The organism is Bacteroidota bacterium (assembly GCA_016706255.1).
Classification (GTDB): domain Bacteria; phylum Bacteroidota; class Bacteroidia; order Chitinophagales; family BACL12; genus UBA7236.
In genome coordinates, this window is sequence record JADJJZ010000029.1 from 641,561 (window position 1) to 661,509 (window position 19,949).

The 19,949-nt window shown below is 38.2% G+C and carries 11 protein-coding genes and 1 pseudogene; 6 read left to right on the forward strand and 6 right to left on the reverse strand.

Annotation, left to right across the window (positions count from 1 at the left end):
* Positions 1-912 precede the first annotated feature (912 nt).
* From guaA to IPI65_20775, 3 genes are all read left to right on the forward strand, one after another.
* Positions 913-2,454 carry a glutamine-hydrolyzing GMP synthase gene (gene guaA / locus IPI65_20765; GenBank protein MBK7443864.1) on the forward strand — a complete coding sequence of 514 codons (1,542 nt, stop codon included), beginning with the start codon at positions 913-915 and terminating at the stop codon, positions 2,452-2,454.
* A 7-nt stretch (positions 2,455-2,461) separates the two neighbouring features.
* Positions 2,462-3,742, forward strand: a complete 1,281-nt coding sequence (locus IPI65_20770) for an ABC transporter substrate-binding protein (GenBank protein MBK7443865.1) — start codon at positions 2,462-2,464, stop codon at positions 3,740-3,742.
* Positions 3,743-4,193: 451 nt separating this feature from the next.
* Positions 4,194-4,691: a transposase gene (locus IPI65_20775; GenBank protein ID MBK7443866.1), complete on the forward strand. Its 498-nt coding sequence runs from the start codon at positions 4,194-4,196 to the stop codon at positions 4,689-4,691.
* A gap of 49 nt (positions 4,692-4,740) precedes the next feature.
* Here IPI65_20775 and IPI65_20780 read toward each other — a convergent pair whose 3' ends face one another.
* Positions 4,741-6,147, reverse strand: a complete 1,407-nt coding sequence (locus IPI65_20780) for an arginine decarboxylase (GenBank protein ID MBK7443867.1) — start codon at positions 6,145-6,147, stop codon at positions 4,741-4,743.
* A gap of 71 nt (positions 6,148-6,218) precedes the next feature.
* On the opposite strand from IPI65_20780, the gene IPI65_20785 reads away from it, so the two are divergent.
* Together IPI65_20785 and IPI65_20790 are read left to right on the forward strand one after the other, a co-directional pair.
* Positions 6,219-7,172: an arginase gene (locus IPI65_20785; protein ID MBK7443868.1), complete on the forward strand. Its 954-nt coding sequence runs from the start codon at positions 6,219-6,221 to the stop codon at positions 7,170-7,172.
* Positions 7,172-8,954: pseudogene (locus IPI65_20790) on the forward strand (arginine--tRNA ligase). Before IPI65_20785 ends, IPI65_20790 begins: the two are co-directional and overlap by 1 nt.
* 71 nt (positions 8,955-9,025) lie before the next feature.
* Here the strand turns inward: IPI65_20790 and IPI65_20795 are convergent.
* The 3 genes from IPI65_20795 to IPI65_20805 are packed head-to-tail and all read right to left on the reverse strand — an operon-like array spanning position 9,026 to position 11,551.
* Positions 9,026-10,585 carry a phosphatase PAP2 family protein gene (locus tag IPI65_20795; protein ID MBK7443869.1) on the reverse strand — a complete coding sequence of 520 codons (1,560 nt, stop codon included), beginning with the start codon at positions 10,583-10,585 and terminating at the stop codon, positions 9,026-9,028.
* 1 nt (position 10,586) lies between these two features.
* Positions 10,587-11,285 carry a hypothetical protein gene (locus tag IPI65_20800; protein MBK7443870.1) on the reverse strand — a complete coding sequence of 233 codons (699 nt, stop codon included), beginning with the start codon at positions 11,283-11,285 and terminating at the stop codon, positions 10,587-10,589.
* A gap of 2 nt (positions 11,286-11,287) precedes the next feature.
* Positions 11,288-11,551, reverse strand: a complete 264-nt coding sequence (locus IPI65_20805; GenBank protein MBK7443871.1) for a hypothetical protein — start codon at positions 11,549-11,551, stop codon at positions 11,288-11,290.
* Positions 11,552-11,794: 243 nt separating this feature from the next.
* Here IPI65_20805 and IPI65_20810 point away from each other — a divergent pair, with 243 nt between their 5' ends.
* Positions 11,795-14,605, forward strand: a complete 2,811-nt coding sequence (locus IPI65_20810; GenBank protein ID MBK7443872.1) for a pyruvate, phosphate dikinase — start codon at positions 11,795-11,797, stop codon at positions 14,603-14,605.
* 543 nt (positions 14,606-15,148) lie between these two features.
* On the opposite strand, the gene IPI65_20815 is transcribed toward IPI65_20810, so the two are convergent.
* Positions 15,149-15,979 carry a hypothetical protein gene (locus IPI65_20815; protein MBK7443873.1) on the reverse strand — a complete coding sequence of 277 codons (831 nt, stop codon included), beginning with the start codon at positions 15,977-15,979 and terminating at the stop codon, positions 15,149-15,151.
* Between the two features lie 96 nt (positions 15,980-16,075).
* Positions 16,076-19,921 carry a T9SS type A sorting domain-containing protein gene (locus IPI65_20820; GenBank protein MBK7443874.1) on the reverse strand — a complete coding sequence of 1,282 codons (3,846 nt, stop codon included), beginning with the start codon at positions 19,919-19,921 and terminating at the stop codon, positions 16,076-16,078.
* Between the last annotated feature and the right edge of the window lie 28 nt (positions 19,922-19,949).

The following is a 19,949-nucleotide window of genomic DNA, read 5'->3' on the forward strand; positions in this document are numbered from 1 at the left end:
CAGCTTAATGTGAGCGTAACTACTTTAACTCAAATCCCAAATTTCCAAATTTCTCAATCTTCAATTTAAAAATTTGCGCTTACACCTCGAAACTCGCGTCTACCAAAGGTTCCGATAACCTGCACTTTATCTGCTTTTACTCCCTTCCGTCTCTGCTTTTTTTTTGTACTTATTTTTTTAATTCCCCAAATCCCTTGAATTCATTGCTTTCCAGCCACAACTCCGAATAACATCCCAACCATAAAACCCAAATCCCCAAATCTTCAATCTTCAATTAAAAAATCCCACCACCACTAACTTTCCAGCCAAAACTCCAAATACCATCCCCACCCCAAAACCCAAATTCCTCAATCTTCAATCTACAATTATAAAATCCTCTCAACTCCCCGCTATCCAACCATTCCATCGACTGGCACACCATTTGCACCTACTCCTACGTGTGTGTTTTCATGGGGATAGCAGAGGGAACCTTAACGGTGATCTCTGCTTTTTTTATGTAATAAAGTTGCTGCTTGTTCCCTTTTCCCTTTTTTCTTCCCTAATTTCCTTAAAATCAATTAGTTATATTTTAGTTTGCATGCTGCCATTTACCTGGAATAGGCTAATAATCAGGCATTGTATTAAGCTCCTCCAATACAGAATTCAATTCAACCAATAACCCAACAGGTATTTTGTGATATCTAATATTTGGGGAATTTCCACAACTGGGGAATATGGTGGGGAAAGTTTGCTCAGCATGTGGGGAAAAATTCCACACTTTGTTGATTGACATTCCACAACCCAATAATTATTGATAATTGTCGCGGATATAATTTCAAAAAATGATTGCCGTTTCTTTTTCTTGCGACAAGATTTCCCACACAATCAACATAATAAGATTATCATGCTAACACCAAATTCGTAACTTTGCGCATGACTGAAAAAATTCTGATTCTTGACTTTGGATCGCAGTATACTCAATTAATTGCCCGCAGAATCAGGGAATTGAACGTTTACAGTGAAATCGTTCCCTGCACTAAAATTCCCGAAATAACCGACGATATAAAAGGTATTATTTTATCCGGAAGTCCGTTTTCCGTTTCTCAAGCCGATAAACCTGCTTTTGAAATTGAGAAAGTATTAAACAGACGTCCGCTTTTAGGGGTTTGTTACGGCGCTCAGTTCATAGCACAACATTTTGGAGGTAATGTGCAGCCATCTTCAAAAAGAGAATACGGCCGCGCATTTTTGCACCTGTTGGACCGTCAGAACGATTTATTTTATGGTGTAGATGATGAAAGTCAGGTGTGGATGAGCCATAGCGATACAGTTACCAGATTACCTGAAGGTTTTCATATCACAGCAAAAACAGCGAGCATCGACGTAGCTGCCTACGCTTCAGACAATGGAACATTTGAATACCCCGTTTATTGCATTCAGTTTCATCCTGAAGTAACCCACTCTGATCAAGGTAAAAAAATATTAGAAAATTTTGTGGTGAAAATTTGTGGTTGCAAACAATCATGGACACCGGAATCATTTGTTGAAGAAACAATCGCATCAATAAAAAATACCGTTCAGCAAGATAAAGTTGTTTTAGGTTTATCAGGCGGTGTTGATTCCAGCGTTGCCGCAATCTTATTAAATAAAGCAATTGGCAGCAACCTCATCAGCATATTTGTAAATAATGGTTTACTGCGTAAAGGTGAATTTGATTCCGTATTGCACAGCTATAAGGATATGGGGTTAAATGTTGTGGGTGTAGATGCTGCTGAAGAGTTTATCACAGCACTTGCAAATGTTAGCGACCCTGAAAAAAAGCGAAAAATTATCGGCAAGGTATTTATCGATGTATTTGAACGCGAATCAAAAAAACTGGAAGGTGTAAAATGGCTTGCTCAAGGCACAATTTATCCCGATGTAATTGAATCAGTTTCTGTTCACGGTCCGTCAGCAACCATTAAATCGCATCATAACGTGGGTGGCCTACCCGAAAAATTACATTTGAAAGTAATTGAACCATTGCGTTATTTATTTAAAGATGAAGTGCGCAGAGTTGGTGATACCTTACAGTTAAAACATGAAATTTTACACCGTCATCCATTTCCGGGTCCCGGTTTGGCTATTCGGATTATCAGTGATATTACTGCTGAAAAGGTGCGCATTACCCAGGAAGCAGATGCCATTTTTATCAACCACCTCAAAAATTCCGGTTGGTATGATAAGGTTTGGCAGGCAGGTGCAATTTTATTACCGGTGCAAACAGTTGGTGTAATGGGTGATGAAAGAACATATGAAAATGTTGTTGCTTTACGTTGTGTTAATTCATCAGACGGTATGACGGCCGATTGGAGTCATTTGCCACATACATTATTGGCACAAATTTCGTCAGATATCATCAATCATGTTAAAGGCATTAACCGCGTTGTTTACGACATCAGTTCAAAACCCCCTGCAACAATTGAGTGGGAATAAAATAAATATGACAATTTTTATTGCGCTGATTTTGTTTTCAGCATGTACGGTAATTAATCCACCGCACAAAACACCTATTCCTCCAACTGAAGTAAAAACAGAAACAACAACAACAACAGAAACAAAAACACCTGCAGAAAAAGAAAAAGCAAAAGACAGCATCGCAACTGCAGCCACAGGAAAATCATGGTCAAAAAAAGAACGTTATACTATTTCTTTTGTATTACCATTTTCCACCGACGAAGTGGAATTATTAAAATTAATGGGTGAAGATAAAATAACAGGCTATCAACCACTCGCTTCACTTGAATTTTACGAAGGTGCACTATTAGCATTAGATACTTTAGATCGATTAGGATATAAATTAAACATCAACGTTTATAACAGTTTAAAAGACAGCTTAAGTTCTGCTCTATTATTACAAAAAGAAGAATTTAAAAAAACAGATTTAATAATAGGTCCAATATTTAATGACGGATTAAAAGCCGCAGCACCCATAATTAAAAAAAATGAGGTGTATTTAGTTTCACCACTCTCTCCTACTAATACATTTGCCGACAGCAATAAATTTTTTATTATGGCAAATCCCCCAATTGATGCACAACTTGCTGCAACAATTAATTTCGCGTTAAAACAAAGTCCGACAGCAAATTTTATTGTAGTATATCGCAACGACAAACCCAATGAAGCAAAAATTGCCGCAGAATTTAAAGCAGCATTCGATGCACAAAAAGGAAAAAACATTGCCACATTAAAAGAAGTATCCAATTTTTCCGGCATTTCCGATAATATCGGTTATGGAAATAATTATGTGTTTATTGCAGGCAACGATGAATTATATATCAACGGATTAATTCGCGATTTATCAAAAATTTCGCGCAGCAATGATATCACATTAATCGGATTACAAAATATTTTAACCCTCGAATCCGTATCACTTGATTATTATGAAAATTTGCGTTTTCATTATGCAACAGGATATTGGGTAGATCAAAATTTACCACAGGTAAAAGAATTTAACGAAGCCTTTGAAAATCGTTATTCAACACGTCCCTCAGAATTTGCATACCGCGGTTACGACATCATGATGTATTTCGGCACCATGCTCGCCACCTACGGCCCCGACCTTTCCGGCTCATGCGGCAAAGTAAATCCAACCTTGCGCTATTTAATGTATCCAATCGAATTCACGCCAATAAAACAAACCGATGGAACAATTAATTTCATCGAAAACTCCAAAATCACCATTCTCAAATACGAAGGCTTCAAATTCCAAAAGGCGAATTAAAATCCAACAGTAAGTCCCCATTGGGTGGCGCACCCAATGCATCAGGTGCTCGCACCTGCGTGAAAAATGTAATTATTTATTGCATATGAAAAATCAACACTCAAAATTACCTGCCCACCGGTAAGTCCCCATTGGGGTCGCACCCAATGCATCAGGTGCTCGCACCTGCGTGAAAAAATATGCCTCTATATTCCAATTCAAAAAAAATAAAAAAAAATAAAAAAAAATCCAACTTCATTTAATTCCCCACCCCTCTAACCCCTACCCGCTTAACCCCCACCTACAGTTAAAAAAATGATTAACCCAATTCAAATTTTATTTTTCAAAAATAAAATTATTACAATACATTAGCACCAAGTTTAATCCTTAAAACTATCACATGCCCATTCATTATCGCAGGTCCCGGCTGGACTTTAAATGCACGTTTGTAACTACTTCATGTCACAAACACTTGCCACTACTTGCTTATCCAAATTGTTATCAGCACCTGGCTACATCTATAAACAGATATGCCGCAATTTATGACACAGATATTTTATCCTACGTTTTAATGCCAAATCATTTTCACTTTCTCGCTTATTTTAAAAAAGAAAATAAACTCAGCGATTTAATGCGTGATATTAAAAAACAATCATCCATTGTAATTCGAACAGAATTACAAAATTGCGATCATTTCAATGTCCGCAAAATAAAATACCGCAGTCGCGAGCAATTTTTTAAAATTTGGCAAGATGGTTTTTATGATTATCCGATTTACACTTCAGAGATATTATTACAAAAACTAAATTACATTCATAACAATCCCTTACAGGATAAATGGAAATTAGCAAACGATGCCGCGTCGTATAAATATTCAAGCGCAGCATTTTACGAATATCTCGAACCGGGATTAGTAAACACCGAGTTTTTTACAAAGTATTTTAGTGTCCCAATCGCCAAGAAAATTTGAATGAATGCAAGAACCAGTCGAATTATTCAGGTGTTAAACCTGGATGCAATTAATCCTCATCCAGTTTATCATAACCCAAAATAGACATCATACTATCAACCTGTTGTTCTTCAGCAAAAACTTCGTAGGTAAGATTGCCGGCAGCATCTTTCTGGACCAAAATATGTTTTGGAGATGGAATTAAACAGTGTTTAGTTCCGCCATAACCCGAAATACTTTCCTGATATGCTCCCGTGTGAAAGAAACCGATATAAAGCGGTTCACCGCCATTGATTAATGGTAAATATAATTCGTTGGTATGAGATTCGGAATTGTAATAATCCATTTGATCGCAAGTTAAACCGCCGATATTGATACGTTGCACTTCATTGCCCCATTTATTAATCGGCAGCAAAATAAATTTTGAATTTATTCCCCATGAATCAGGCATGGTAGTCATGAGTGAATTATCAATCATATACCAGCGTTCACTATCGTTCTGATGTTTTTCTGCAAGCACCGAAAAAATAAATGCGCCGCTTTCAGCTACGGTAAAGCTGCCGAATTCTGTGAATATATTCGGACAACTTACATTTTCTTCTTCACAGGTTTGTTTTATTTTATTCAGAATTTCTTCTGCCATATATGGATAATCGTATTCAAAACCCAATGAGTTACGGAACGGCCATCCACCACCAATATTCAGCGAATCCAATTCAGGACAAACACGTTTTAATTCAACGTAAACTTTCAATAATTTCGATAATTCATTCCAGTAATAAATATTATCCTTGATGCCGCTGTTGATGAAAAAGTGCAGCATCTTTAATTTAAATTTCGGATTGGGTTTTATTTTCGATAAATAAAAATCTTTTATCTCTTTATATCGAATACCTAATCGAGAAGTATACAACTGAAATTCCGGTTGTTCTTCCGAAGCAATACGAATACCCAAATCACAATCGTAAATGATGGTATTTTCATAAGCATCCAACTCTTCCATATTATCCAAAACCGGCATAATATTGAAATCGAGGTTGGCTAATTTGCTGATACGTTGTGTATAAATTTTCGTTTTAAACCCGTTACATACAATTAATGTGTCCTTATTGAGCATTTTATTGAGGTATAATCGCTCAATAATATCAATATCGAAGGCGGATGAGGTTTCGAGATATATGTCGTTTTTCAGTGCTTCCACCAGCACATGGGCAAAATGTGAGCTCTTAGTGCAGTAACAATAGTTATAAGTTCCGGGATAATTTAACTTGCGAATCGCATCATTAAAGTACTTCTTAGCCCGTTGTATATTTTCCGATATTTTTGGCAAATACGTAATCCGCATAGGGGTTTCGTACTCTTCAATTAATTGTTTTAAAGGGATTCCGTTGAAGTATAAATAGTTATTTTTCACTTCGAAACCATCCTGCGGAAAGTAGAATGTCTGCTGGATGAGGTCAAGGTAGGTATTTTTCAATTTTCAGTAGTTCGTTTATTTGGTACAACCATAAATTTTTCTTGCAGTGCAAAAATAATAACTTTGCATATATGAAACGTGTAAAAGTAATATCAGTTAACAGCGAACTGGGTGCAGGCACCCGCGGAGCAGGTTTGGGCTTTGATGCCATTCGTGTAGCCGCATGGACCAAAGGCAGCAGATACTTTAAAGAACACCCTCCGGTGATTCTGCAAAGTAACAACGACGAGGTGTTAGACGATATAGAAACTGCGTATTCCGTTAAAATTCAGTTCATTGTGGAGATGTACAACAAAATTGCCGAAATGGTAATGGATTGTATGAAAAAGAAAGAGTTCCCGGTTATTATCTCCGGCGACCACAGTAATGCCGGTGGAACCATTGCCGGATTAAAAATGGCTTTCCCTAAAGATACCTTGGGCGTTATCTGGATAGATGCCCATGCCGATCTACACTCTCCCTACACTACCCCATCCGGTAACCTCCACGGTATGCCATTAGCAGCTTCAACAGCTTTGGATAATAAGGTTTGTCAAATCAATCAGCCTGAGAAAAAAACCATTGAAGCTTGGGAGAAATTGAAAAAAATTGGTGGTATATCACCTAAAATCACGTTTAAAGACCTGATTTATATTGCTACACGTGATATGGAAAAACCGGAAAAATTTATTTTGAAGAAAAATAATGTCCGCATTTATTCTGTTCAAAAAATGCGTGAAACCGGAATTCAGTTTGTAATTGAAGACGCAATGAAACGTTTGAGTCACTGCGACCGCATATATGTTTCATTTGATGTGGACAGTATGGATGCCAACGTTTCAAGAGGAACAGGCACACCGGTTAAAAGCGGATTATATGAAAGTGAAGCTTTCCAATTAGTAAGCGGTTTAGCAAAAGAACCAAAGGTTTGCTGTATGGAAATTACAGAAGTAAATCCAACCCTCGATAATAAAAAGAATATGATGGCCGAAATTGCTTTGGAAATTTTAGAGCAATTTACAGGAGAAATAGAAAAAAGACTATGATGGAATTAATTGCGCAACTCAAAAGTGAAGTAGTTGCCGTTGTAAATAATTTATACAATCAACAAGTTGAATCATCAATTGTAAAAATTGATAAAACACCGCAGGAATTTACAGGAGAACTTACTGTTGTAATTTTTCCATTCGTGAAATTAAGCAAAAAAAATCCTGAAATAACCGCACAGGAAATTGGTGCTGCATTAAAAAATGGCAGTAAAAATATCGCCGATTTTAATGTTGTAAAAGGTTTTTTAAATATCAGTTTTACAGATACTTACTGGATTGGTGTATTACAAAATATTCAGCGGTCAGTTAATTATGGTTTACTGCCAAAAACAGGCAAAAAAGTAGCCTTAGAATATTGTGGCCCCAACACAAATAAACCATTACATCTTGGCCATATCAGAAATGTATTACTTGGTTATGCTACTGCCAATATTTTAGCTGCTGCGGGACATACTGTTCATAAGGTAAATATCCTTAACGACAGAGGTATTGCCATTTGTAAAAGTATGGTTGCTTATTTACGCAATGGCAACAATTCGACACCAACCTCCACGGGTATAAAAGGTGATCATTTTGTAGGGAAATATTATATCGAATTTGCAAAAATTCACGCTGCAGAAGTTGCAGATTTGATGTCAGCCGGTATGTCAAAAGACGAAGCTGAAAAACGCACATCCATTTATCTTGAAGCACAGGAAATGCTACGCCAGTGGGAAGCCGGGGATGATACAGTTATTGCATTATGGAATAAAATGAACGATTGGGTGTATGCCGGATTTGCCATTACTTATCAAAAAATAGGCATCGATTTTGAAAAAGAATATAAGGAAAGTGAATTTTATTTAGATGGTAAAAAAATGGTGCAGGAAGGTTTAGCTTCAGGTGCATTTTTTTCTAAAGAAGATGGTAGCATCTGGGTCGATTTAACGGATGATGGTTTAGACCAGAAAGTATTACTTCGTGCAGATGGAACCAGTGTATATATTACACAGGACATGGGTGTAGCAGAAGCACGCTACAACGATTTTAAAATGGATACTTCCGTATATGTTGTTGCTAACGAACAGGATTATCATTTTAAAGTATTAAAACTCGTTTTACAAAAACTGGGCAGACCATATGGTGATGGAATTTATCATTTAAGTTATGGTATGGTGGACTTACCGGAAGGTAAAATGAAAAGTCGCGAAAGGTACTGTTGTAGACGCCGATGATTTAATTACCGAAATGACCGATGAAGCAAAAGCATTTTTAGCTGCTTCCGAAAAATCGGTGACATTTACAGATGAAGAAAAAAATGAGCTCGCCGATCAGATTGGCCTTGCTGCATTAAAATATTTTATATTAAAAGTTGATCCCAAAAAACGTATTTTATTTAATCCGAAAGAATCAATTGATTTACAGGGCAACACCGGACCATTTATTCAGTATAGTTACGCCAGGATTCAATCTATTTTCAGAAAAATGGCTACCTTGGGTATTCCGTTTAATGAAATACAATCCACATCATTATTACCGGATGAAAAATCGCTGATTGTATTAATAAATCAATATCCCGGAGTTGTTCAGACTGCTGCAGATAATTATTCTCCTGCTGAAATTGCAAACTACATTTATAATCTTGCAAAAACATTTAATTCATTTTATGCTGACCACTCCATTCTCAAAGCAGATAATGAGGAGCAGCAGCAATTGAGAGCTGCAATAGCAAAATTAACTGCACATATTTTAAATTCCGGCTTACAATTACTCGGCATTCAAAGCCCGGAAAGAATGTAAATCTTCAAATAATTTCCATAAAAAAAGCCCGGATTTTACAATTCCGGGCTTTTGTTTATTTATCTAAAAAATCAATCAGCACCATCAGCGGAGGCTACTTCAATGGCAATTTCACCAATTGTGCGCCCTGTAGTTAAACCTGCATCACTGTCAAAACGCCAGTGAATACGGGAATAAACTCTCGAATCAGCCGCATCCTGAGCATAAGAACTGAACAATGAAGCTTCTGAAGGGAAAATATATCCTAAAACTGTTCCCGCAGTTGAAGAAAATGTTGCATGCCCCGATGTATAAGAAGGGAAATTTGGCAACCCGAATAAGGTTAAAATATCAGTATTACCTTGTGGAGGACGAGGATACATGTAAAAATATTTTGTATCCCAGCAACTGATACCCGCATCCATCATTGCCGTATTTAAATAGGCAAATGTTCTTGCTGTACGCAATGGATTTTGACGGTATTGGATAATATAGTCAGCAGCAATGCGGTCCCAATGTCCGGCAGGTGTATAAGTGCCAAAACCATCTGACCAGAAATACGCCATTTCCTGTTGTTCACGACTGCATTCATTAGTAAAATCTTCCATTTCTTTTTTAGCAGTTTCATATTCCGCTGAACCAACTGCAGGAGGCGGACCCGGGCGAACAGATTCAGGGTTGCCTATCCACCAAGTTTTTACTTTTCCATAAGCAGGTGTAATACCCACTTTACGTTGCGGTACTTCTAAATTTTCCCAATGCGGCCATTGACTTCCCCACATTGCATCAGCTGCAGATTCGTAACCAGCATAAGTTGCAGCATCTACCTGGGCAAATTTCATACTATCGTTGGCAGCACGTGCTTTATATTGACGGAAAACATATCCGCCAATATCATCTCCTGCAAGTAAATCACTTTCAACATTCATTCCTGCCCACTTGCGTGATTCACGACATTCAGCAGCTAATTCGTTGATATAATCCACTTCCAAAGGAAATAAAAACTTCAGCATTTCTGATGAAACTTCAGCAATAGCAGCATCTTCAGACGGATAAGAAGGTAAATTATTATCTGGATATTCAGGTGAAATACCTGCGTCAACTTTATAAGGAGCCTGACGGTTATAAGTGTATTTATAATTCCATGTTGTAATCATGGCATCGTATTGTGCTGCTGCCAAATACGCATAGGCACGAACCGCATAAGGTGGATGTGCGAATGGGAAATATGGATAAACACTTGGATTAGCAGAACTTGGTGCACTGTATGTGTCATCAGCATTTGGCGATGGCGCAAGGTTATATTTTGCCACTAATTCCTGAGCAATTTCCTGCCAGCGGATTACAGTATTATTACCCCAATAATCAACAGCTTCCTGTTCGTCGGCAGATAATGAACCGTTATATGATTTTACTTCATCTAATTCAGCAAGATATTCAGCGGAAGTAACATCAGCAGGTGCAGCAATTGCTGTATCAGCACCTGAAACTAATAAAATCGGATCCCATGTTCCACCATCTTCATCTAATGAAGCGTATTCATAAGATTCGAAACCATTATAACGCGGAACATCTGTTTCGCACGATTGTGTGAGCAACAACCCTGTAGCTGCTGCAACACTAAATATTATTTTATAAGATAATTTTTTCATTTTAGTTTGCTTGTGGGGTTGGGTTAGTAACATTTTCTTTTGTTTTCCATAAACCAAACTGGTAGGAAATACCACCGCCCAACATCATTGATTTACCAACGTTGCGGCCTGTAAGTGTATAATTTGAGTTAAAGTGTAACGCTAAACCTTCAATAAATAAATTATAATAATCAAGGTTTAACCCAACACGCATGGCTTCCATATCGTTTGATGGAAATCCACCATCCTGACGGCGAATATCAAAACCTCCGAAAGTGGTTAAAGAGCTTAATACACCTTCAAATTTGAAATTTTTACTTGGGAAGATATAACCTAATGTTACATTATAATCCATTGCATCCGGCATATCTATCTCATCTGAATAATAACCTTGTGTAGTATAGTAATAACTGCGATCGAGAAATGCATTTCCACGTAAATGGTAAGCACCGTCTACACGACCATAAATACCATTGTCGGCATCGTAATGAACAATACCCCTGAAAATTCCATCAGGACAGCCTAAACCGATAGCAAATGGATTTTCCGGAACATAATCTGAAGCCGGAAGTGCTATACCTGCGCTGGCCAATAATTTAATATTGCCAGGACCAACTTTGTGTTCTAAGATTAAACCTTTAACAAAAAAACCGGCATCCTGAAATCCCTTATCACCGGCAACTACACCACCAGAAGGATTAGTAGTCATATAAGGTAACATAGCTAAAAGTTAACTCTGTCTATTATGCCAAGCATAAAACCTGCGGTAACCGATTGTGTAGTGAGTGTTCCAATATTACCATTTTCACGAAGGGAATCCCCTTCCCAATATTCGCTCCATGCAGAATTGGTATAGTGCACGTCGAAGCAAATTTCACCGGGTTTCATCATCACAGCGTCAGAGGTCGTCTGCGCCTGAGTTTGAAGCACGGCTGCCGATAAAAATACCAGCGTTAGTGTTGTTTTGAGTTGTCTTTTAAAATACATAAATAGCGGATTTTAGGCAAAAGTAGGTTTGGCAGTTCAGAGCGCGAATTGCTTTACATAAGTTTTAAAAACCGATGCCGATATTTAAAAAACTTTAGCACTTACTGATAAACCTTTTTGTGAAATGGGTTTTTCGCTAAAACGGTGACATGGGTTTCATTATACTATAACCGTTGTCATTTCTTCCCAACCCATATCCGATTACCTTCGAAACCAACTAAATACTATTGTATGAACACTGATATGCCTATTACTGTAAACGGTGTTAAACCGGTTTTGCAGTCCGAAAAATATGTTTTCTCTTTTTATGAAGGAGATGGTAAAAACAAACAGTTATTAGGAGGAAAAGGGGCCAATTTATGCGAGATGACACAAATTGGTTTGAATGTACCACCCGGCTTTGTAATTAGCACTGCCGCTTGCCTGCAATACCTCGAAAACCCTGATACCGGTTTGCCTGCGGGAATTATGGAAGAAGTAAAACAGCAAATGGCTGAAGTTGAACAAAAAACCGGTAAAGGTTTTGGTGATGCCACACTTCCATTACTTGTTTCTGTCCGCTCGGGTTCTGCAATGTCGATGCCCGGAATGATGGATACGATTTTAAATCTTGGCTTAAACCATGCGACCCTGCAAGGATTAATCGCACAAACCAACAACGAGCGTTTTGGTTATGATGCCTACAGGCGATTTATTCAACTTTTTGGTAAAGTTGCCCTTGGTGTGCCGGATGAAAAGTTTGACCTGCATTTTGAAGAAATTAAACACAGAGCCGGCGTTAAAGCAGATATTGGCTTACAAACCGACGACCTTAAAGAGATTTGTAACCGCTTTCTCAGTGTTGTAAAGGAACATACCGGCAAACCGTTCCCTTCTGATGTATATGAACAACTGGAAATTGCCATTAAGGCTGTATTCCATTCCTGGATGGGTAAACGGGCTATTGATTATAGAAGAGAATTTAAAATTACGCCTCAAATGGCCAATGGAACTGCAGTTAATATTGTAACCATGGTATTTGGGAATATGGGTAACGACAGCGCTACCGGCGTTGGTTTTACCCGAGATCCCGGAACCGGTGAAAACAAAATGTACGGCGAGTATCTGATTAACGCACAAGGAGAAGATGTTGTTGCAGGTATTAGAACACCTAAAGCTGTCGCTCTGCTTGAAAAGGAAATGCCAGTTCAGTATAAACAACTTGAAGAATTGCGGCAAAAATTAGAAAACCACTACCATGAAGTTCAGGATTTCGAATACACCATAGAAAAAGGAATTCTCTATTGTCTGCAAACCCGCAATGGTAAAATGAATACCACTGCAATGGTTCGTACCTCAGTGGAAATGGCAAAAGAAGGACTAATAAATAGAGAAACTGCTTTGTTACGTATTAAACCGGAAATGCTTGAACAACTGCTGCACCCACGGTTAGACAGTCTGCACAAACAAGCCCCACTTGCTCAGGGTTTACCTGCAAGTCCGGGAGCAGCCTCAGGACATGTTGTTTTTGATGCCGACAGGGCTGAATTGTTAGGTCATGCCGGTGAAAAAGTGATTTTGGTTCGGGAAGAAACCAAACCGGAAGATATTCACGGATTTTTTGCTGCACAGGGCATTCTTACCAGTCGCGGCGGAAAAACCTCCCATGCGGCAGTTGTTGCTAGAGGAATGGGCAAACCATGTGTTGCCGGCGCTGAAGGAATACAGGTAGATGTAAAATTGCGTCAGGCGGTTATTGGTGAGAAGGTATTACACGAAGGTGATTACATTACAATTGATGGAGGAACCGGATTCGTATATCAAGGCATTATCCCAACGGTGGAACCAACCTTCAGCGATGAGTTAAAATTGCTGTTAAGTTGGGCTGATGAGGCTGCCGGAATGAAAGTATTTGCGAATGCCGATACGCCGGATGCTGCTAAAAAAGCATTGTCATACGGTGCAATGGGAATCGGTCTTTGCCGGACTGAGCGCATGTTTAACGGCGTTGACCGTTTGCCGATTGTTGTAGAAATGATTTTGGCCGAGAATACAGAAGAGCGCGAAAAGGCCCTTGATCGCCTCCTGGCCATTCAAAAACAGGATTTTAAGGAAATCTTAATCACTATGGCTCCCCGCCCGGTGACAATTCGACTGCTTGACCCGCCAATTCACGAATTTTTGCCTACTGAGGAAGTGCTGAAAGAAGAGATTGTTAATCTCCATCACTTGAAAGAAACCGCCGGTGGAGTGAGCAACTTATTTAACAGTCTGCGCTTATTGAACGCCGACCCTGATCTTGCAAAAGCATCAGCCTATCCATTCACCGATAAGGGACTGGAATTGATAGATCAGGCGATTGCCAAAAAAGAGCAGATGCTCAAAAAAGTGCATGAGTTATATGAAGTGAACCCAATGCTCGGACATAGGGGCGTTCGGTTAGGATTAACCTATCCTGAAATTTACAAGATGCAAATCAGAGCAATTTTGGAAGCCGCCGGCGAATGTCAAAAGGTTGGTATTGATGTACGACCAGAAATTATGGTGCCTCAGGTTTGTAATGAGAAGGAGTTGCAACATGTAAAAGTGTTTGTAGATAACATTAAACAAAGTATTGATAATGAATACAATATAAATTTATCATTCAAGTTTGGAACTATGATTGAAGTTGTTCGAGCCTGTATGGAAGCAGGTAATATTGCTAAGGAAGTTGAGTTCTTTTCGTTTGGAACAAATGACCTTACACAGGCAACTTTTTCATTTTCAAGGGAAGATGCGGAGAACAAGTTTCTCCCATTTTATACCCAAAATGGCATTTTAAAAGACAATCCTTTCGAGGTATTAGATATAGCAGGAGTGGGTAAATTGATGGAATTTGCAGTTACCTCTGGCCGGAAATCACATCCCGGATTGAAAATAGGTATCTGTGGTGAACATGGCGGTCAGCCCGATTCTATCGCCTTCTGTAATTATTTAGGATTGAATTATGTATCCTGCTCAGGCCCGAGAGTGCCGGTGGCCAGACTGGCAGCAGCGCAGGCAAAGCTGGGTGCTTCTTCCTATTCGGCTAACTAAAAAACTTGTCAGCCAACCAATTATGAAAGATGGAGCGGGTCGTTTGACCGCTCCATTTTTAGTTTTTTAAAACCAGCGTATAAGCGCGCTTTTGTCAACTTGTCAGCCCCGTGGAACATACCTTTTTTATTAAAAACAGCATGTCAGTTAATTTGACATGCTGATTTTGGGTTAAATTTTTAAATCAATATTAATGTATATAAATAACTGATTTTCAATTAATTACATAGATTATATAATCTATATTTTAAGATAAGTAATTTTTCAATTTAATTAAATTAAGCCGAGCATAACCATTGTATAGAAATGGGTATTACTTCCCTTTAATATTCACCTTGTGTTAGCCGTTTTTGTAAGTTAACCTGGTATAATTTCCATTTTACTTCAGGGGTTTTCCGATTAAAGCACCACCCTACTCCATCTTGATATTAAGATTTACGGTTGCCCTTTAATCGTATAATTACATCTCCAAAACAAAAAACCCTTCGTTTTCGGCGGACCGATACGAAGGGTTTTAGTTATGAGTTATGGTTAAGGTATGGTTTAAAACACCTTATACCCTGTCCAGGTTCTATTGTCAATATCGTAAAAAAATGCGCGGCCATTGGTGAAAGAAAAACAGAACATCTCATTTATGGGTGCGTCAGAAGGAATTGCAACTTTAGCTTTTTGGTTGCCCTTTCTGTCGAAAAAAATGAGGTTGGTATTCACCCAGTCGTAACAAACATATTCATACCCGCTTACACCTGTAAAGCCAAAAGCAAATGGATTGATATTACCTGTGGGTATTCCATCCCATTTAAGTGCAATGGTTTTGGTTTTAGACGGTTTTTTATGAGAATAGGTGATGATGCTATTCATATCTGCACTTAAAAAAACTACCTGCTTTTTAGAATAATCATAAGCACCTACGGATTGGAAATCGGGTTGATATTGGCCTGTCATAATTGATTCGGGTTTGCCAGCTGTTTGCCCAACCAACGGAATACTATACCAACCTGCTTCACCTGCGCCGTTACCTTCCAGGTTTTTTGTTGCCGGATTATACCACAATCCTCTCCCGTCGAATCCTAAAGTTGTGGCAAACAGGTTCGTTCCTGTGCTTGTAAATCCTTCAATAGGATAATCTGTATTACCGGCAATTGTGGTTACATACATCGATTTTTCCGGTACCCAGACAACTGCACTTGCATTAGTGCCTTCATAACTGAGAAAGGTATAGGATACATCCTTGATTGGCGTAGATAAGGGTTGGGAAAAAAGTGTTGTCGCAATAATTGCTACAACAACTGTTAATGTAGATTTAATAAAATTTGGCTGATAAGTCATTGGTGTGATTTTGAGTTTAAAAATACATACCAATAACGATTCCATGTACTTTTGTGGTATATAACTAACTCATACCCTTTTAATTATGCGATTTGTTGCCTATAAACGCACAATGACACCAAACAGTTAATACGACTTTTGTTATTGAACAACAAATTGGTGTTCAAGCGCCTCACCATCTCCAATAAATCTAATTTTATATATACCTGCAGGAAATGTGCTTACATCAACCTGTATATTTTCGCCTTTGAGGAACATATTTATAGAACTGTTGTAAACGATTTGCCCTATTGCATTCGTAATTTGCAAACTTACATTTGTACTCAAAACTCCATCAAACCTTATGTTAACTATATCTGTTGCCGGATTAGGGTATACACTTAAACTTCCATTCACCATCTCCCCTGCCTCGCTGGCAGGCAAGCCTTCTTTACAAGGTACCGTTACAGTAATTCCATTCGACATTTTGAAACAACCTGACGCGGTCTTAATGACTTTGCATTTATAAATTCCGGCAATAGTGGCAGTATAGGAAATACTTGTTGCGCCAGGTATTTCGACTGCATTTTTAAACCATTGATAACTTAATCCTGCGCCGGCATTGGCATTTAATACAACACTTCCACCAACACAAAAAGTAGTTGCACCGGCGGCTGTGATGTTGGCATTCGGATTTTTGGTAACATTAATAAAAATTGGCGTAGATTCGCTAGTTCCACAATCGCTGCCGGTAACACATGAATAATTGCCCTTTGTTGTCACTGTATAAGTTTCACCTGTTGCCCCGGGAATAGTTGCTCCATTTTTTTTCCATTGTAAAGAAGTACCGGTATGCGTTGCTGTTACAGAAGCGCTTCCGCCTTGACAAAAGGTAGTTGGGTCAACTGTGTTTATGGTAATGGTTTCTATAACACCATCATCAGTTAAGCCGTTACAGTTATCATCCAGATCATTACAAACTTCGGTTAAAACAGCACAATCTTCGGCATTTAATAAAACCACCCACATATCGATGTCAGCATATTCAACCGGTTCAAAAAACCAGTAATCAGGGAATGAAATAATTACCTCTCCTAGTGCCCCAATTTGGTTTTGTTGTTTATCGGCACTTATAAATGAAGATGATGTTCCAACTAAAGCTACTTTACCATCTGCTAATAAAACAACATCTGTCAGGTTATCATCCATATTACCACCAATTGTATTTTGCCAATTGATGTTACCATCCGGTGAAAGGTTTAGCACCCAAAAATCATTACCGGAACCTTGTGCGAAATCATCATACAACATTTCTACATTCGATTGGTTTTGAGTAGGTTCATTTTTATCATAACCAATGTCTGCATTAGACAAAGCGCCAATTATTATTTCGCCTACGGCATTTATTGCCAATCCGGTACTTAGTTCATCGGCGGAGGCTTGAATTGTATTCTCCCAAACTATAGCTCCCAACTCATTCATTTTAACCACCCATAAATCCTGGAGGTAAGAGGTTTCTGATTTTTGAATCGATGGTGTTGAAGTGGAATACCCTAAGGCAACAAATCCACTATCCGTTGTTTGAACAATGTTCGTCATTACATCTGCACCTGTCCCACCACGTGTCTTTTGCCAATCTATTTCTCCAACTGAATCTAATTTTACCATCCAATAATCCCCAAGACCATAATGCAATGCTGTTTTTTCTCCGGAAATCTCCGAATTAGAATACCCACCCAAAACAACTCCACCATCGTAAGTTGTTGCTAAACTGTGCAAGTAATCATTTGCGCCACCTCCGACAGTATTTTGCCATATAATATTTCCATCAGCATCAATTTTAATAATCCAAAAATCGTAGTAGCCAAATGTATTTTCAGTTTTATTTCCTGTAATACCGGAATTAGAATGGGCACCGATAATATAACAGCTATCATCAGTCGCTACAATTTGAACCCCAACATCAGCGAGGGATCCTCCATACTCTTTTTGCCACTCAATATCACCAATATCATTTGTTTTAACTACCCATAAATCCTGACTACCAAAAGATGGTGCAGTTTTATTTCCGGATATATTAGAATATGAATTAATCAAATGGATATAACCGCCATCAACACCTTGTATTGAGTTTACACCAAAATCATTCGAAGTTCCTCCAAAAATTTTTGTCCAGATTACTTCACCGGTTGCTGATAATTTTGTCACCGTAGCATCCGGCACTCCGTAATATCCAACCAAATCTTCATTAAAATCAACACTACCTGCTAACAACATATTTCCATCTGCAAGTGCAGTTCCCATGTTTACTTCATCGATTGCAGTTGTTCCAATAGTGTTGGAATTAAAAATTGAAGGACCACTATTACAATCTACCAATCCTTCATCAATTGACCCGTCACAGTTATTATCTATCCCATCGCAAATTTCAGTGGCAGCGAGATAAACATTGGAATTTAAATCATCACAATCGCCTGTATTTGTTACAAAATCATTACCTGTTAATTCACATCCAGAAACAAATATATCACCACCATTGCCATCTGAATCATAGTCCATATAATAAAGTGTTTCAGTGCAGGTATCAGGAGCTAATTTTACTACCCAATAATCATCATCATCTTCACCACCAATTGCATCTTCTGATTTATCTTCTCCAATTCCTGCATCTGAATATCCTCCAATTAAAAAACCTCCATCCAAAGTATTAACACCATTACTGATATTGCTAAAGCCATTTAACGGGTATGGATCGCCATACATATCGTACACAACATCACCGTTTAATAAATCAGACCAAATAATTAATCCATTAGAATCAATTGCATAGGTGGAGTAGGCAAATCCGGAAGTGTAAGAACCGCTTCCTGCTTCTCCAATTATCCAAAATCTATTGTCATTTGCCTGCACAATATTTCCAAGCTGTTCCTCTTTATATGAGCCATATGTTTTATCCCAAATTACATTCCCTACTGAATCCAATTTAATAACCCACATATCATTTGTTTCTTCCACTTCATATCCGTCATAAACTTCGGAATACCGAATATTATTAAAACTCAAAGCAGTTTTATCGCCGCCAATATTTGATGAAGATGTACCTCCTATTAAATATCCACCGTTTTCTATAACACAAATAGATTCAAAAACATCATACCCGGGGCCACCAATAGTATTTTGCCAGATTATATTGCCATCAATATCTATTTCTACCAGCCAATAATCTTCAGTTCCAATTTGTGCTTCTGTTTTATTTCCTGAAATTCCGGACACAGATTGTCCTGCCAAAACATAATTACCTGAATTTGATTTTACTGTTTGTAATAATTTATCATTATTATCTCCACCAATTGTGTGTTGCCATTGAATTGTTCCGAATGGATTTATTTTAACAATCCAATAATCATACAATCCGATATTTGCATCTGTTTTATCACCTGAAATTCCGGAAGATGAATATCCGGATAATAAAAATCCACCGGAAGGCACCGGTTCAATATCTGTTAGATTATCATTACCTGTTCCACCAATAGTATTTTGCCACATAATTACTCCTGATGCATTTAGTTTAATTATCCAAAAATCACTTAGACCGATAGCGGCTTCTGTTTTATCTCCGGAAATCCCTGCACTTGATGTACATCCCAATAAAAAACCACCGTCAACAGTTTGAACAATATCCACTAAATTATCATAAGCGGATGTACCTATTGAATTTTGCCATTGAATATTGCCCAGTGCATCGAGTTTAACTACCCACATATCTGTTCCACCCATGTTGGCTTCCGTTTTATCGCCTGAAATACCACCGGAAGTGTAACCTCCAAGAATAAATCCACCATCACTTGTCAAGTTTACTTGTACCAAGTTATCGTTACTTGTTGTTCCAATAGTTTGATCCCATTGCACTACCGGATCTTGTGCCGACACTTTTGCAGTAAAGGTGCTTATTACAATAGTTACCACAATTGCAATAGTGAAATGTATTTTTGGTGTGAAGTGATTCATAATTCAAACCTAAATAAAATGCCGCACC